General features: G+C 67.5%; 12 protein-coding genes and 3 pseudogenes. 10 read left to right on the forward strand and 5 right to left on the reverse strand.

Annotated elements, in window-relative coordinates; translation table 11 throughout:
• The first annotated feature begins 93 nt into the window (after positions 1 to 93).
• The 3 genes from A9X00_RS11400 (at position 94) to A9X00_RS11410 (ending at position 5676) form a co-directional block, all read left to right on the forward strand.
• Positions 94 to 1746 carry a PPE family protein gene (locus A9X00_RS11400; RefSeq protein WP_067152950.1) on the forward strand — a complete coding sequence of 551 codons (1653 nt, stop codon included), beginning with the start codon at positions 94 to 96 and terminating at the stop codon, positions 1744 to 1746.
• Between the two features lie 322 nt (positions 1747 to 2068).
• Complete coding sequence (locus A9X00_RS11405) at positions 2069 to 3748, forward strand: PPE family protein (RefSeq protein WP_067152952.1); 1680 nt, start codon at positions 2069 to 2071, stop codon at positions 3746 to 3748.
• Between the two features lie 236 nt (positions 3749 to 3984).
• Entirely contained in the window at positions 3985 to 5676 is a 1692-nt protein-coding gene (locus tag A9X00_RS11410) for a PPE family protein (protein WP_067152954.1), read from the forward strand.
• Between the two features lie 82 nt (positions 5677 to 5758).
• Here A9X00_RS11410 and ipdF read toward each other — a convergent pair whose 3' ends face one another.
• Together ipdF and ipdE1 are read right to left on the reverse strand one after the other, a co-directional pair.
• A complete protein-coding gene (gene ipdF, locus A9X00_RS11415; protein WP_067152956.1) occupies positions 5759 to 6547 on the reverse strand; it encodes a (5R,7aS)-5-hydroxy-7a-methyl-1-oxo-2,3,5,6,7,7a-hexahydro-1H-indene-carboxyl-CoA reductase in 789 nt (262 codons plus the stop codon).
• Positions 6544 to 7692, reverse strand: a complete 1149-nt coding sequence (gene ipdE1 / locus A9X00_RS11420; RefSeq protein ID WP_067152958.1) for an acyl-CoA dehydrogenase IpdE1 — start codon at positions 7690 to 7692, stop codon at positions 6544 to 6546. The genes ipdF and ipdE1 overlap by 4 nt, the downstream gene beginning before the upstream one ends.
• 47 nt (positions 7693 to 7739) lie before the next feature.
• On the opposite strand from ipdE1, the pseudogene A9X00_RS31845 reads away from it, so the two are divergent.
• A pseudogene (locus A9X00_RS31845) lies at positions 7740 to 7845 on the forward strand (hypothetical protein); the annotation flags it as partial.
• On the opposite strand, the pseudogene A9X00_RS29800 reads toward A9X00_RS31845, so the two are convergent.
• Positions 7842 to 8189, reverse strand: a pseudogene (locus tag A9X00_RS29800) (AMP-binding protein); the annotation flags it as partial. The pseudogenes A9X00_RS31845 and A9X00_RS29800 sit on opposite strands and share 4 nt — an antisense overlap.
• A 9-nt stretch (positions 8190 to 8198) precedes the next feature.
• Between A9X00_RS29800 and A9X00_RS29805 the strand changes: the two are divergent.
• The 5 genes and pseudogenes from A9X00_RS29805 to A9X00_RS11445 form a co-directional block, all read left to right on the forward strand.
• Positions 8199 to 8441 (forward strand): annotated as a pseudogene (locus tag A9X00_RS29805) (fatty acid--CoA ligase); the annotation flags it as partial.
• A gap of 1 nt (position 8442) precedes the next feature.
• Entirely contained in the window at positions 8443 to 9576 is a 1134-nt protein-coding gene (locus A9X00_RS11430) for an acyl-CoA dehydrogenase family protein (protein WP_067152962.1), read from the forward strand.
• A complete protein-coding gene (locus A9X00_RS11435) occupies positions 9573 to 10523 on the forward strand; it encodes an acyl-CoA dehydrogenase family protein (RefSeq protein ID WP_156772039.1) in 951 nt (316 codons plus the stop codon). Before A9X00_RS11430 ends, A9X00_RS11435 begins: the two co-directional genes overlap by 4 nt.
• A 72-nt stretch (positions 10524 to 10595) precedes the next feature.
• A complete protein-coding gene (locus A9X00_RS11440; protein ID WP_067152964.1) occupies positions 10596 to 11543 on the forward strand; it encodes an acyl-CoA dehydrogenase family protein in 948 nt (315 codons plus the stop codon).
• The gene (locus A9X00_RS11445) at positions 11540 to 12709 is read left to right on the forward strand and encodes a pyridoxal phosphate-dependent aminotransferase (protein WP_067152966.1); all 1170 of its coding nucleotides are present in this window, start codon (positions 11540 to 11542) and stop codon (positions 12707 to 12709) included. The genes A9X00_RS11440 and A9X00_RS11445 overlap by 4 nt, the downstream gene beginning before the upstream one ends.
• Here the strand turns inward: A9X00_RS11445 and A9X00_RS11450 are convergent.
• Together A9X00_RS11450 and A9X00_RS11455 are read right to left on the reverse strand one after the other, a co-directional pair.
• A complete protein-coding gene (locus tag A9X00_RS11450) occupies positions 12699 to 14558 on the reverse strand; it encodes a fatty acyl-AMP ligase (RefSeq protein WP_067152968.1) in 1860 nt (619 codons plus the stop codon). The two genes, A9X00_RS11445 and A9X00_RS11450, sit on opposite strands and share 11 nt — an antisense overlap.
• Before the next feature lie 105 nt (positions 14559 to 14663).
• Positions 14664 to 15494 (reverse strand): arylamine N-acetyltransferase, encoded by an 831-nt coding sequence (locus A9X00_RS11455; RefSeq protein WP_067152970.1) that lies wholly within the window; start codon positions 15492 to 15494, stop codon positions 14664 to 14666.
• Between the two features lie 179 nt (positions 15495 to 15673).
• Here A9X00_RS11455 and A9X00_RS11460 point away from each other — a divergent pair.
• The coding region (locus tag A9X00_RS11460) for a serine/threonine-protein kinase (RefSeq protein ID WP_156772040.1) at positions 15674 to 16696 on the forward strand (1023 nt) is incomplete at its 3' end.

The following is a 16696-nucleotide window of genomic DNA, read 5'->3' on the forward strand; positions in this document are numbered from 1 at the left end:
TCGGTAGCGCATCGGACCGGTTGTACTTGCCGCGCGGGCGTCGCCAAGCGCGGTCGCCATCGCGGCCGCGGAAACGTGTAGGAGGTTCTTCAAATGGCGAACTTCGCCGTGCTACCGCCGGAAATCAACTCTCTGCTGATGTTCAGCGGCGCCGGGTCGGCACCGATGCTGGATGCCGCGGCGGCTTGGGACGGGCTGGCTTCGGAGCTGGGATCGGCGGCCTCGTCGTTCTCGGCGGTCACCTCGGGCTTGACCGGCCAGGCGTGGCAGGGTGCGGCATCGCAGGCGATGGCGGCCGCGGCAACACCGTACGCGGGGTGGCTCAGCCAGGCGGCGGCCCAGGCTTCCGGCGCGGCCTTGCAGGCCCGCACCGTGGCCGGCGCCTTCGAGGCGGCGCAGGCGGCGACGGTGCACCCGCTGATGGTCGAGCTGAACCGCAATTCGTTTGTGCAGCTGGTGATGTCGAACTGGTTGGGCCTCAACGCGCCCGCGATCGCCCAGCTTGAGGGCGAGTACGAGGAGATGTGGGCCCAGGACGTGTCCGCCATGGTGGGCTACCACGGCGGGGCGTCGGCGGCGGCCGCGCAATTGGTGCCCACGGCCACGCTGCAAGACCTTCTCGCCAACCTGCCCAGCCTGGGAATCGGAAACCTCGGCAACGCCAACCTCGGCACCGGCAACAAGGGCAGCCAGAACGCCGGCACCGGCAACACCGGCAGCCAGAACGTGGGCGGCGGGAACATCGGCAACCAGAACGTCGGCGCCGGGAACACCGGAAACAACAACTTCGGCTCCGGCAACGCGGGCTTCGGCAACATTGGCTTCGGAAACACCGGAGCCACCGCCACCTCCGGCCAGAACTTCGGCATGGGCAATTCTGGCAACAACAACTTCGGCTTCGGAAACGTCGGTAACGGAAACTACGGCGGCGGAAACCTCGGCAAGGGGAACATCGGCGGGGGCAACACCGGCAACAACGACATCGGCTTCGGCCTTACCGGCGACAACCAAATCGGCCTCGGGAACACATATTTCGACCGGGCGACCACCCAGTTTCATCTCGGTGCGCTGAACTCGGGCACGGGCAACATCGGCTTCGGGAACTCCGGCACCAACAACATCGGCTTCTTCAACTCCGGCGACGGCAACGTCGGGGCCTTCAATACGGGCAGCAACACACTGTCGCCGCTGAACCACTTCAACAACTTCGGCTTCGGCAACTCCGGCAGCAACAACGTCGGCCTGGGCAACTCGGGCCTCGGAAACACGGGCATCGGGAACGCGTGGGAGTCCAACACCGGCTTCGGAAACTCCGGCGCCCAGAACACCGGCTTTGGTAACGCGGGCATCGACAACACGGGCAGCTCGAATTCGGGCGACCTCAACACCGGTGACGGCAACTCGGGCTTCATCAACACCGGCTTCTGGAATTCGGGCAACACGAACACAGGCACCGGGATCACCACCAACTCCGGCCTGACCAGCTCGGGCTTCGGCAACACCGGCGATGACGTCTCGGGCTTCTTTAACACCGCGAGCGGCCCGGGCTTCAACGGCTTCATGTCGGGCTTCTTCAACTCGGCCACCGGTGGCTCTTTCGCGAGCTACCACGTCTCGGGCATCGGAAACCACGCCATCCCCGACAGCCAAAACATCTTCTTGTCGGGCGTCAGCGGCTACACCTCGGGTTTCTTCAACGTGGGCACCACCGTGTCGGGTCTGTTTGACCTCAGCCGGTTGCCGTAACCTCACCGGAACACCGAAATGACCTCTCCTGTCAGGTAACTCGAGTAGCCGCTGGCTTATATGCCGCAGCGTGGCAATGAAGGGCCCCAAACAGGAACGCGAGATGACGGCCAGGTTGCGATTTCACTCGTCGTGAGTCATCAGTGGGCATTCTCACGGAAACGCACGCGGTTATCCGCGCACCGTTGTAATCTCCCCGGCGTGGGGGCCTGCCCGATTAGAAACGACTAAGGGCCAGTGGAGGAAGACCCGGCTCGTTTCCGACCGTACCCCGCATAGTTCAGTGGTTCGCCGGTTGGTGAAGGGCTAGGAGGTTGCGGTAATGAGCTTTATGGTGTTGCCCCCGGAGATCAACTCGTTGCTGATGTTTTCTGGTGCCGGCTCGGCACCGATGCTGGAGGCAGCGGCGGCCTGGGACGGGCTGGCCTCGGAGCTGGGAGGCGCGGCGTCGTCGTTTTCCGCGGTCACGTCCGGATTGGTCGGTCAAGCCTGGCAGGGGCCGGCGTCCCAGGCGATGGCGGAGGCGGCTACCCCGTACACCGGGTGGCTCAGTTCGGCGGCGGCGCAGGCCGCGGACGCCGCCGGGCAGGCCCGCGCGGTGGTCAGTGCGTTCGAGGCCGCCCAGGCAACAACCGTGCACCCGCTCCTGGTGGACCTCAACCGGAACTCGTTCGTCCAGATGGTGATGTCGAACTGGTTCGGCCTCAACGCTCCTGCGATCGCCGAGTTGGAGGGCGAGTACGAGGAGATGTGGGCCCGGGATGTGTCGGCCATGTCGGGCTACTACTCCGGGGCCGCGGCGGCGGCCGCGCAGTTGACGCCCGCGCAGACACTGCAAGACGTGCTGGCGGGCCTGCCCAACTTGGGCATCGGCAACAAGATCGGTACGACGGGGAACATCGGCAATGGCAACAGCGGCAACGCCAACGTCGGTAGCGGCAACACTGGCTCCGGAAACATCGGCAACGGAAACTTCGGCAACAACAACATGGGCAGCGGAAACTTCGGCAGCGGGAACTCCGGTGCCGGAAACTTCGGTGCCGGAAACGTCGGGTTCGGAAACTTCGGCAGCACCCTGACCACCGGCCACAACATGGGCATGGGCAACACCGGCACTAACAACGTCGGCCTGGGAAACAAGGGCATTGGCAACATGGGTGCCGGAAACACCGGCAACAACAACATCGGCTTCGGGCTTACCGGTGACAACGAGATCGGCATCGGCAATGCCTTCTTCAACACCGCGACCAATCAGTTCACTTTCAACGGGCTGAACTCCGGTACCGGCAACATCGGCTTCGGCAACTCCGGCACCAACAACATCGGGTTCTTCAACTCCGGTAACGGCAATGTCGGCATCTTCAACTCCGGCACCAACACCTTGACCCCGGGCGCTCTCAATAACTTCGGCATCGGGAACTCCGGTGTCGCGAACTCCGGCCTGGGGAACACCGGCAGCCTCAACACCGGCATCGGGAACGCGGGCAGCGTTGACACCGGCTTCGGGAACTCGGGCGGCTCAGACACCGGGATGGGGAACTCGGGCGTGGCGAACACGGGCAATGGGAACTCGGGCAACGCGAACACGGGCAACGGCAACGCGGGCAGCTTCAACACGGGCTTCTGGAATTTTGGCAACACCAACAACGGTGTCGGGTTCGCCACCGACTCCGGGCTCGCCAACTCCGGCTTCGGCAACACCGGGGCCGGTATCTCGGGCTTCTTCAACACCGGCGGCGGCAATGGGGACCACTTCATCTCGGGCTTCTTGAACTCAGCCACCGGCGGCGGCAGTAACCGAGTCCTATCGGGGATTGGAAACGCGATCAACGTGGCCAACCCCGGCGGCGGAGCGAATGTCGGTATGTCGGGCTTCTTCAACACCGGCCTCCCGACGGCGGTCCACGCGATTGGGGGACAGATCGGCGCCGATTCGGGCCTGTTGAACAGGGGAAGCTTCCTGGCGGGCCTGTTCAGCCTAGGACTGTTCCTGGTGCCATAGCCGATCGGTTTCACGGGTACTGGCTGGAAACCGAAATCACGTCTCCGGTCAGGTAACTCGAATAGACACGGCCAAATTTTGCATTCATCTGGCCGAGCCTTTCGCCAAGGCCTTCGCTTTTCGAAAAGCGAAACGCCAGCGTGCCCGAGGTCGTAGCATCCCCTTCGGATTACTCGGTTTCATTCGGGCACCGGTCGCGCAAATGCGGCCGGGGGAATCGAGTGGGAGGTTCAAGCATGGCCAACTTCGCGGTGTTGCCGCCGGAAATCAATTCCCTGCTGATGTTCAGTGGCGCCGGTTCGGCACCCATGCTGGAAGCGGCGGCGGCATGGGACGGGTTGGCATCGGAATTGGGATCGGCGGCGTCGTCCTTTTCCGCGGTCACCTCGGGGCTGGCCGGTCAGGCGTGGCAGGGGGCCTCGGCGCAGGCGATGACGGCCGCGGCCACGCCATATGCAGGCTGGCTAAGTCAGGCGGCGGCGCAAGCGGCGGGGGCGGCCGGGCAGGCACGGGCGGTGGTCAGCGCCTTCGAGGCGGCGCAGGCCGCGACCGTTCAACCGATCCTCATTGATCTCAACCGCAATTCGCTTGTGCAGATGGTCATGTCGAACTGGTTCGGCCTCAACGCGCCCGCGATCGCCGCGCTGGAGGGCGAGTACGAGGAGATGTGGGCCCGGGACGTGGCCGCGATGTCGGGCTACTACTCCGGGGCGTCGGCGGCCGCGGCGGGGCTCAGCCCCGCGCAGACCCTGCAAGATCTGCTGGCCGGCCTGCCCAACCTGGGCGTCGGCAACAAGAACGGCACCGGCAACCTGGGCAACGGCAACACCGGCGGACAAAATATCGGCAACGGCAACAACGGCAACGGAAACGTCGGCGGCGGCAACGCCGGCAACCTCAACATCGGTAGCGGAAATCAGGGCGTCGGAAACACCGGCTTCGGAAACATTGGCGCCGGCACCACAAACCCCGGCGGCAACGTGGGTTTCGGCAACATCGGAAGTCGAAACCTGGGCTTCGGCAACGTCGGCGCCTATAACATCGGCTTCGGCAACACCGGCCCGAACGGATCCCTGGGCAACGCCAACCAAGGCTTCGGCAACACCGGCAGCGGCAATATAGGCGGTGGAAACACCGGCATCGGAAACATCGGCTTCGGCAACACCGGCAACAACAACATCGGCATCGGGCTCACCGGCAACAATCAGGTGGGCATCAACCTCGCCGGGCTGCTGAACTCGGGCAGCGGCAACATCGGCTTCGGCAACTCCGGTACCCACAACATCGGCTTCTTCAACTCCGGTGACGGCAACATCGGCTTCGGTAGCTCGGGGCAAAACACCGTTGCCGCCGACCTGGGCAAGCTGCAAAGCATTGGCTTCGGAAACTCCGGCTTCGGCAACATCGGCTTCGGGAACGCTGGCCAAGGCAACTTCGGCTTTGGGAACGGTGGCCAGCTGAATACCGGCTTCGGAAACTCGGGCGTGCTAAACACCGGATTCTTCAATTCCGGTATGGCCAACACCGGCATGGACAACTCGGGCACGCTCAACACGTTTGATGGAAATTCGGGCACAGTGAACACGGGCTTCTACAATTCCGGCAACTTCAACACGGGCTTCGGGTCCATCACCAACGTCCCCAACGTCACCACGTCGGGCTTTGGAAACACGGGTACCAGCGTCTCGGGATTCTTCAACACGTCCACCGACCCCAACTTTGGCGCTGTATCGGGCTTCTTCAACACGGCGAGCGGCGGCAGCTTCATAACCGGCCAGATGTCGGGGTTCTTCAACACCGGCGTCACGGGCCCCCTCCCTGGCATACCGAGCGGCTTCATCGCCGGCCAGGACTCGGGCTTCCTCAACTCCGGCAGCCGCCTCACGGGGTTCTTCAGCATCGTAAAGACGTTGACGGGCTTGGGTTAGGCGGACGTCAAGGATCCGGCACTTGCGGGTGCGCGCATTTTCAATCTCAAGCGGCAGTTGCCGTAGCTGATCCGGTCGAACTTTACGCGTGCTGGTTTGATACCGAAATAACCTCTCCGGTCAGGTAACTCGAGTAGTCGCTGGCCAGAAACGCGATGGTCGACGCGATTTCCCACGGCTCGGCGGCGCGACCGAACGCCTCGTCGGCCGACAGCCGGTCGAGCAGGTCGGCCGAGGTCGTCTTGTCCAGGAATTTGTGTCGCGCGATGCTTGGGGAGACGGCGTTGATCCGGACCCCGTACTCGACGGCTTCGATTGCGCTGCAACGGGTTAGCGCCATCACGCCGGCCTTGGCGGCGGCGTAGTGCGACTGTGAGTGCTGGGCGCGCCAGCCCAGCACGCTGGCGTTGTTGACGATCACCCCGCCGTGCTTGGCGTCACGGAAATACCGCAGCGCCGCGCGGGTGGCCCGGAACACCGACGTCAGCGTGACGTCCAGAACCCGGTCCCACTCGTCGTCGGTCATGTCGACCACCGGGGTCTGCCCGCCCAGCCCGGCGTTGTTCACCAGCACGTCCAGGCGGCCCATGCGCGCGGTGGTCGAGTCGATCAGGGCGTCGACCTGGGCGGTGGACGTCACGTCGCACACGACCTTCTCGACCCGGCCCAGGCCGAGCGCGGCGAGCTGGTCGGCCGTCTCCCCCAGCCGTCGCTCGTGGTGATCCGACACCACCACGTCGGCCCCCTCGGCCAGGGCGCGCCGGGCGGTGGCCGACCCGATGCCGGTCCCAGCGGCCGCGGTGACGACGACCACCTTGCCTTCCAGAAGCCCGTGTCCGGCAATCTCTTTCGGCGCTTCGGAGAGCGTCATCCCTTCACCTCTCGGGGTAGGCCGAGCACCCGCTCGGCGATGATGTTGCGCTGGATCTCGTTGGACCCGCCGTAGATCGTGTCGGCCCGGGTGAACAGGAACAGCCGCTGCCACTCGTCGAATTCCCCGTCCGACAGCGTCATTGAAGGCCTGCCGATGATGTCCATCGCCAGCTCGCCCAGATCGCGATGCCAGTTGGCCCACAACAGCTTCGACACGTTGTCCTGGCCGGGCTGCTCGACGTCCATGGTGGCCAGGGCGTACGAGCGCATCGCGCGGAGCCCGGTCCACGCCCGCGTCAGCCGCTCCCGGATGAACGGGTCGTCGGCGGCGCCGTTGCGCTGCGCGAGCTCGGCCAAGTTGGAAAGCTCGCGGGCATAACGGATTTGCTGCCCCAGCGTCGAGACGCCGCGCTCGAAGGTCAGCGTTCCCATCGCCACGCGCCAGCCGTCGCCGGGCTGGCCCACCACCAACGAAGCGTCCGTGCGGGCGTCGTCGAAGAACACCTCGTTGAATTCCGCCGTGCCGGTGATCTGGACGATCGGCCGGACCTGCACGCCGGGCTGGTCCAGCGGCACCAGAAGGTACGACAGGCCGGCGTGCCGCTTGGAGCCTTTCTCGGTGCGCGCCACCACGAAGCACCACTGCGACAGGTGCGCGAGCGACGTCCACACCTTCTGGCCGTTGATCACCCACTGGTCGCCGTCGAGCTCGGCGGTGGTCGAGACGTTGGCCAGGTCGCTGCCGGCGCCGGGCTCGGAATAGCCCTGGCACCACAACTCGGTGACGTCGAGGATGCGCGGCAGGAAGCGCTGCTGCTGCTCCGGCGTCCCGAACGCGATCAGCGTCGGGCCGAGGAGCTCCTCGCCGAAGTGGTTGACCTTGTCCGGCGCGTCCGCCTTCGCGTACTCCTCGTAGAACGCCACCCGGTGCGCGGTCGACAAGCCGCGCCCGCCGTGCTCGACCGGCCAGCCCAGGCAGGTCAGTCCGGCCTTGGCGAGGTGCTGGTTCCACGCCCGGCGTTCCTCGAACGCCTCATGCTCTCGCCCGGGGCCGCCGAGGCCCTTGAGAGCTGCGAATTCACCGACGAGATTGTCGGCGAGCCACTGGCGGACCTCGGCCCGGAACTCTTCGGCGTCCTGCATGCCCTGTAGGCTAACCTACCAAGCACTTGCTTTGTTAAGGAGTTCCCGTGTCCACCGATCCCCGCACCGTGCCCGCGGCGCTGGATCGTTTGGCGCACCAGCTTCCCGACCACGACGCCCTGATCACCGACGACCGATCCTTCACGTCCGCCGTGGGCGATGAACTCGTCCCAGGTTCCGTCGTCCGCCTCGATCGGGACGCGGACGATGTGGCGCAGCGCCGGCAGCGACGCGCGGTCCAGGTCGGCCACGCAGTCATTGCCCAGGAATCGACCCATCCCGAACAACACCGGCGCACGCGTGCGGGCCAGGACGTCGCCGGCTTCTCCGGCCGTGTATCGGGTGTTGAGCGGCACCATGGCGGCCCCGGCGTGGTGAATCGCCAGGCAGGCCACCACCCAGTGCCAGGTGTTCGGCGACCAGATGGCAACCCGGTCCCCGGCCCGCACGCCCAGTGCGATGAGGGCGGCCGTCGCGCGGTGCACCTCGTCACGAAGGGCCGCGCGGCCCGGATGTACGGGGTGGTCGACGCCGCGGTGATCGGGGTGCCCGACGAGCGGCTGGGTGAGGTGGGCCGCGCGTTCATAGTGACCCGGCCCGGTGCCGAGCTCGACGAACAATCGGTGATCGCTTACACCCGAGAGCATTTGGCGAACTTCAAGGCACCGCGCTCGGTGCGGTTCGTCGACGAGCTGCCGCGCAACGCCGCCGGCGAGGTGGTCAAACCACAACTGCGAGAGTTGGCCTGAATTGGACCTGCAACTAGACGACGAGACGCTGGCCTTCCAAGCCGAGGTGCGCGACTTCCTCGCGGCCAACGCCGATTCGATTCCGACGAAGTCCTACGACAACGCCGAAGGGTTTGCGCAACACCGGCTTTGGGACCGGGTGCTGTTCGACGCCGGCCTCTCGGTGATCACCTGGCCCAAGAAGTACGGGGGTCGCGACGCGCCGCTGCTGCACTGGGTGGTGTTCGAGGAGGAGTACTTTCGCGCCGGGGCGCCCGGTAGGGCCAGCGCCAACGGGACCTCGATGCTGGCCCCGACGCTGTTCGCGCACGGCACCTCCGAGCAGCTCGACCGGATCCTGCCGAAAATGGCCAGCGGTGAACAGATCTGGGCGCAGGCCTGGTCGGAACCCGAATCCGGCAGCGACCTGGCGTCGCTGCGGTCCACCGCCACCCGAACCGACGGCGGCTGGCTGCTCAACGGGCAGAAGATCTGGAGCTCGCGAGCCCCGTTCGCCGAGATGGGGTTCGGCCTGTTCCGCTCCGACCCCGACGCCGAGCGGCACAACGGGCTGACCTATCTCATGTTCGACCTCAAGGCGAAGGGCGTGACCGTGCGGCCGATCGTCCAGCTCGGCGGCGACACCGGCTTCGGGGAGATCTTCCTCGACGACGTCTTCGTCCCCGACCAGGACGTGATCGGCACCCCGAACGACGGCTGGCGCGCCGCGATGAGCACGTCGAGCAACGAGCGCGGGATGTCGCTGCGCAGCCCGGCGCGCTTCCTGGCCGCGGCCGAACGATTGGTGCGCCTGTGGAAGGACCGCGGCTCCCCGGAGGCGTTCGCCGACCGGGTCGCCGACGCGTGGATCGACGCGCAGGCCTACCGCCTGCAGACCTTCGGGACCGTGACCCGGCTGGCCGCCGGCGGCGAACTCGGCGCCGAATCGTCGGTGACCAAGGTGTTCTGGTCGGACCTCGACGTGGCCATACATCAGACCGCGCTCGACATTCTGGGTGCCGACGGCGAGCTGGCCGGCCCCTGGACCGACGGGCTGCTGTTCGCGCTCGGAGGGCCAATCTACGCCGGCACCAACGAAATTCAGCGCAACATCATCTCCGAACGGTTGTTGGGCCTGCCTCGAGAGAAGAAGTGACCGTGGACTTCGCATTAGACGAACAGCAACGCGACTTCGCCGCCAGCATCGACGCGGCGCTGGGCGCCGCGGACCTGCCGGGCGCGATCCGCGCGTGGTCCGCCGGCGATACCTCGCCCGGCCGCAAGGTGTGGGAGCAGCTGGCCAACCTCGGCGTCACGGCGCTGGCCGTGCCGGAGAAATTCGACGGCATCGAGGCCCATCCCGTCGACGTGGTGGTCGCCCTCGAATGCCTCGGGCGCTGGTGCGTTCCCGGTCCGGTGACCGAATCGGTCGCCGTGGCACCGATATTGCTGGCGTCGGACGATCAGGCCGAGCGCTGCGCCGGCCTGGCATCCGGTGAGCTCATCGCCACCGTCGCACTGCCGCCGGACGCGTCGCGCGCGGTCGACGCCGACACCGCCGGGCTGGTGCTGCTGGCCACGGAAGAGGGCGTCACCGAAGCCCAAGCGGGAGAGGGCCATCAGTCCGTCGATCCCAGCCGCCGCCTCTATGACGTCACGCCGGCCGGTGACGCGTGGCGAGCTGATGTCAAGCGCGCCTACGAGTTCGGGGCGCTGGCCACCGCGGCGCAGCTGGTCGGCGCGGCCGAGGCGTTGCTGAGCGGCGCCGTCGACTACGCCAAGCAACGCAGCCAGTTCGGGCGAGTGATCGGTTCGTACCAGGCGATCAAGCACAAGCTGGCCGACGTGCACATCGCGATCGAGCTGGCCCGCCCCCTGCTGTACGGCGCGGCGCTGACGGTGGAACCACGCGACGTGAGCGCGGCGAAGGCGGCCGCATCCGATGCGGCCCTGCTCGCGGCGCGTGCGTCGCTGCAGACCCACGGCGCCATCGGGTTCACCCAGGAGCACGACCTGTCACTGTGGCTGCTGCGGGTGCAGGCGCTACGCTCGGCCTGGGGTACCCCCGAGGCGCATCGGCGGCGAGTCCTGGAGGCGTTGTGACGTGCGCCGGCGACGATGCAGTGGGGGCACCTCCCGCTTGCGGGGGACGGAGCGATGCTGAGGAGTGGCGCCATGACTGAAGAACGGCAGCTGCTGCGCGAGACCGTCGCGGCCCTGGTCGCCAAGCACGCCGAACCGGCGGCGGTGCGCGCCGCGATGGAGTCCGAGCGCGGCTACGACGAGGCGCTGTGGCGGCTGCTGTGTGAGCAGGTCGGCGCCGCCGCGCTGGTGATCCCCGAGGAGCTGGGGGGCGCGGGCGGCGAATTAGCCGACGCCGCAGTCGTTTTGCAGGAGCTGGGCCGGGCCCTGGTGCCCTCCCCCCTACTGGGCACCACGCTGGCGGAACTCGCGTTGCTCGCGGCGGCCGAACCGGACGCCGAAACCCTGGCGGCGCTCGCCGAGGGCAGTTCGATCGGCGCCCTGGTGATCGACCCCGACTACGTGGTCAACGGGGACGTCGCCGACGTCGTCGTCGCGGCCGCCGACGGTGCGCTGAGCAGGTGGACCCGCTTCGCCGCGCAACCCGTCGCCACCATGGACCCCACCCGCCGCCTGGCCTGCCTGCAACCCGAGGAGACCGAAGCCATCGGCGCCGACCCCGGCATCGCGGACCTCGCCGCCATCCTGTTGGCGGCCGAGCAGATCGGCGCCGCCGAACGCTGCCTGGAACTGACCGTCGAATACACCAAGAGCCGGGTGCAATTCGGCCGCCCGATCGGCAGCTTCCAGGCGCTCAAGCATCGGATGGCCGACCTGTATGTCACCGTCGCCGCGACCAAGGCCGTGGTGTCCGACGCGTGCGACGACCCCAACCCCACCAGCGCGGCCACCGCGCGCCTCGCCGCCACCGAGGCCCTGAAAGCCGTTGCCGCCGAGGGGATCCAGCTGCACGGCGGGATCGCGATCACCTGGGAACACGACATGCACCTGTACTTCAAACGCGCCCACGGCAGCGCGCAACTGCTCGACCCGCCGCGAGAGCTGCTGCGCCGACTGGAATCCGAAATCATCCGAACGTGATTGACCACGTCGCCCTGCGTGCCGGCATCCCGCCGTTCTATGTGATGGATGTCTGGCTGGCCGCCGCGGAGCGCCAGCGCAGCCACGGCGACCTGGTCAACCTGTCGGCGGGCCAGCCCAGCGTCGGCGCGCCCGAGCCGGTCCGCGCGGCCGCGGCCTCGGCGCTGCACCTCGACCAGCTGGGTTACACCGTCGCGCTGGGCATTCCGGAGCTGCGCGCCGCGATCGCGGCGGACTACCAACGCAAACACGGGATCGACGTCGAGGCCGACGCGGTCGTCGTGACGACCGGTTCCTCCGGTGGCTTCCTGCTGGCGTTCCTGGCGTGCTTCGACGTGGGAGATCGGGTCGCGCTGGCCAGTCCCGGCTACCCCTGCTATCGAAACATCCTGTCCGCGTTGGGATGTGAGGTCGTGGACATCGCCTGCGGGCCGGACACGCGGTATCAGCCCACGGCGCAGATGCTCGCCGAGCTCGACCCGCCGATCAAGGGCGTGATCGTGGCCAGCCCCGCCAATCCCACCGGGACGGTCATTCCGCCGGCCGAGCTGGCCGCCATCGCGTCGTGGTGCGAGGCCTCCGGGGTGCGGCTGATCAGCGACGAGGTCTACCACGGGCTGGTCTACGACGGGGCGCCGCCGACCAGCTGCGCCTGGCAGACCTCGCGAGACGCGGTGGTGGTCAACAGCTTTTCCAAGTACTACGCGATGACGGGCTGGCGGCTGGGGTGGCTGTTGCTGCCGGCGGAGCTGCGCCGCGCGGTGGACTGCCTGACCGGCAATTTCACCATCTGCCCGCCGGTGCTGTCGCAGCGCGCCGCGGTGGCCGCGTTCACCCCGGAGGCGACCGCCGAGGCCGACGGCAACCTACAGCACTACGCGATCAACCGCTCGCTGCTGCTCGACGGCCTGCGTGGAATCGGCGTCGACCGGCTGGCACCCACCGACGGCGCGTTCTACGTCTACGCCGACGTTTCGGACTTCACCGACGACTCGCTCGGGTTCTGCTCAAAGCTGTTGGCCGACACCGGCGTTGCGATCGCACCGGGTATCGACTTCGACACCGCGCGCGGCCATTCGTTCGTCCGGCTGTCGTTCGCCGGACCCACGAGCGACATCGAAGAGGCCCTCAAGCGGATCGGCCCCTGGCTGTCCGTCAGCGGTTGAACCGTCCGGCGAGGTATTCGGCCCGGCAGGCGTTGCGGGCGAGCTTGCCGCTCGTCGTGCGGGGGATGGCCCCGGCGGCCACCAGGCGAACGTCGGCGACGCGAATCTGGTGATGCCGGGAGATCGCCGCCCGCACCGTGTCGGCGATCGGTCCCAAGTCGCGGCCCGCGCCGGCGGCCCGCTCGGCGACGACGACCACCTGCTCGCCGGAGCCGCCGCTCCCGGTAAGGGCTGAAACCGCCTCGGCCGGAACGGAAAACGCGGCGACGTAGCCGGTGCGGATCGCGGGCGAAGCTTCGCTCACGGTGGTTTCGATGTCGTGCGGGTAGTGGTTGCGGCCGTCGATGATGATGAGGTCCTTGATCCGGCCCGTCAGGTACAGCTCCCCGTCGACGTAGACGCCGAGATCGCCGGTCGCCAGCCAGGACCCGTTGTCCGGAGCGCCCTCAGCGTGGCTGCCCACCTCGAGCCGGGACTGCAGCTTGTTGCCGAACACTCGCCGGGTTTCTTCCTCGCGGCCGAAGTATCCGCGACCGACGTTGTTGCCGTGCAACCAGATTTCCCCCACGGTGCCGTCGGGTACCTCCGCGCCGTCCGGGTCGGCGATCACCGCCCATTCCTCGAGGATCGGCTGGCCGCAGGAGACAAGGGAAACCGCACCGGATGCGGTCGGATCGACGACCACCGCGCGGCCGGCGCCGAGCTGCTCGCGGTCGAGGAAGATCGCGCTGGCCGTGGCGTCCGAGGCGATGCTGGCGACCGACAGTGTCGCCTCGGCCATCCCGTAGGACGGCTTGACCACCGACGTGGGCAGGCCGTACGGGGCGAAGGCGTTGGTGAACTGCTCGATGGCCGCCATGCTCACGGGCTCCGACCCGTTGAGCAGGCACACCACGTTGCTGAGGTCGAGGTCTTCGCCCTTCGGCGGCAACCCGCGCTGGGCCGTCAACTCGAAGGCGAAGTTCGGTGCCGCGGCCATCGTCCGGCCGCGCGTCGCCGCGATGCCCAGCTGCTTGATCCAGCGGTAGGGCCGGCGAAGGAAGGCCATGGGATCCATCAGCGCGACGTGCGCGCCGAAATACGCGGTGAACACGATCATCATCAGGCCCATGTCGTGATACAGCGGCAGCCAGCTCACGCATTGGACGTCGGTGTTCAGCCCGCCGTGCAGGATCATCTGCATCGCGTTGGTGTAGACCGCGCGATGGGTGATCTCCACCCCGGCCGGCGTGCGGGTCGAACCCGACGTGTACTGCAGATAGGCGAGGTCGTCGGTGTCCCGGACGGGGTCGACGAAGGTCTCGGCGAGGGTGGCGGGCACCGCGTCCACGGCGATCATCCGCGGCCGCTCGTTCGCGGGCAGGGTCCGGATGAACGTCCGCACCGATTCGGCGGCCGCGGTGGTGGTCAGGACCGCGGCGGGCCGGCCGTCGGCCAGCACCGCCCCCAGCCGCTCGCCGTGCCCGGCCAACGTCGGGGCGAAGAGTGGGATCGCGACATTTCCCGCGTGGATGGCGCCGAAGAAGCCCGCCACGTAATCCAGGCCCTGTGGGGCCAGGATCGCCACCCGGTCCCCGGGCTTGGTGACCTGCTGCAACCGGGCGCCGATGGCGCAGACGCGCGACCACAGCTCGTTCCAGGTCAGCTCGAGGATCCGCCCCTCTTGGTCCTGCGAGTAGTCGATGAAGCGGTAGGCCGGACTGTCACCCAACGAGGCTCGGTTATGGTCGAAATTCGACGTCAAGGTGACGCCCTCGGGCACCACAATCCCGCCGCCCAGGACAGCGTTGGTGTCTACACTGCCCGAGGCAGCCCCGACGACACCGGCTGACCCGTGATCCCGACTCACGTTGGGACAGGTTAATAGACGCTCTTATTATTCGCCGCATTAGACGGGCTATTGCGGTGATCACTATTCGGCATCGGCCTGCGGCCGGTCACATCGGAACGCGCCTTAAGCACCCAGAACCTTGTCCAGGCGGGCCTCGAGAGCGCCCCGGTCACCCAGATCGGCCACGTTGATGCCGAACCGCGCGCTGAGGGCGTCGACGACGGCGGCCGCGTCGTCCAGCCGGATTTTCTCGCTGCCGTCGGCGCGGTGGACCGTCAGGTAGCGCCCCGCCAGGTTCAACCGGCCGTCGTCGATGACCCGGGCGGCCGTCAGGCCGGTGACGAAGTGCGACGACGGGTGGGTCGAGACGAACCAGCTGCCCACCTTCAGGTCGATCGCCGGTGCGGTGCGCGTCGTGAACTCGTAGAGCGGCGCCCACTCGCCGCGGATTTGCGCCTGCAGCACCAGCCCGTCGCGGCCGTCGTCGAGTCGGTACGGCTCGAGCTCGGTCTGTTGCACGGTGCCGGTCTCGATCCGGATCGGGGAGGTCGGTGTCTGCCCGCCGAAGCCGACGTCGACGAGGTAGGACCCCTGCGAGCCGGGGAACGTCACCGCCAGCACGGTATGGGTCTGCGCGGGGAACGGCGTGTCGGGCGGGAGCATCCAGACCACCCGGCCCGCCAATCGCCGCACCCGAAAGCCGAGTTCCGACAGCACATAACCCATCAGCCCGTTGTGCTCGTAGCAGTAGCCGCCCCGGCGCCGCTGAACCATCTTGTCGGTCAGGACATCTGGGCCGAGGTCGTCGACGGGCGTTCCCATCAGTGGATCGAGGTTCTCGAACGGGACCGCGCGCGTGTGGGCGCGCACCAGCGCCTGCAGCGCGTCGAGCGTCGGCTCCGCGGTGCCGTGAAAATCGATGCGTTCGAAATATGCGTTCAGATCCAACGTCATATCGCCATTCTGGCCCGAGCTCCACCCGATGGCGCCAGCCAAACCCGTTGCATCCTCCCGTGGTTGGCCGCCACGTCTTGGCTTGATAACGATGGTCGCCGAAAGATACTCCCGCGAGGTCACGCGACGATACTCTTGAGCTCTCTGAGCTGTATGTACGGGAGGTTAAGCGCCCAGGAATGCCCGAAGAACCCAGGTCCGACGGCGTGGCATCGGTATCCGGCGGGATCGCCGCAGAGCTGGCGGCCGCCGGTTTCGAGGATGCGCACCAGGTGGCCCGTGGCGGGGCCGGGGTGATCTACCGCTGTTACGAGACGGCGCTGGGCCGAAACGTCGCGGTCAAGCTGCTGCCGTCGCACATGGACGAGGAGAGCCGGGAACGCTTCCTGCGCGAGGGCTACGCGATGGGCGGGCTGTCCGGGCACCCCAACATCGTCAACATCCTGCGGGTCGGGTTGACCAACAGCAACCGGCCGTTCATCGTGATGCCCTACCACGCCGCGGATTCCCTGGCGGTGCGGTTGCGCCGCGAGGGACCGTTGTCCTGGCCCGACGCCCTGCGCATCGGTGTAAAGCTTTGCGGCGCACTGGAAACCGCGCACCGGGCCGGAACGCTGCACCGCGACATCAAGCCGGCGAACATATTGATCAACGACTACGGCGAACCGCAGTTGAGCGACTTCGGCATCGCCCACATCGAAGGCGGCTACGAGACGGCGACCGGGTTCTTCTCCGGCACCATCGACTACACGGCGCCGGAGGTGATGACCGGCAGCCCGGCGACGGTCGCGGCCGACATGTACTCGCTCGGCGCCACCATCTATGCGCTGATCGTCGGCAACGCCCCCCACGAGCGTAGGAAGGGTGAGGACCTGATCGCGCAGTACCTGCGGATCAGCACGACCGGCGTTCCGGATCTGCGTCCGGAAGGAATACCGGACGCGGTGTGCTCGGCGATCGAGAGGGCGATGTCGCTCGACCCGGCCGACCGGCCCGCATCGGCCGAAGAATTCGGCCGCGAACTGCAGGCCGCGCAGCGCCTCAACGGCCTCAAACCCGATGCGATGGCGATCGGCGGGCTGGGTCGCGCGGCCGCCGCCGCCCCCCCCTCCCCCCCCCCCCATGGCGGGGCAACGCGGCCCACCGCGGCGCTCGGCGCGCCGGGCGCCCCCCCCGCCGCGTCGCGGCCGCGCCCGGCGCGC

It is taken from the genome of Mycobacterium sp. 1245805.9, assembly GCF_001672915.1.
Classification (GTDB): domain Bacteria; phylum Actinomycetota; class Actinomycetes; order Mycobacteriales; family Mycobacteriaceae; genus Mycobacterium.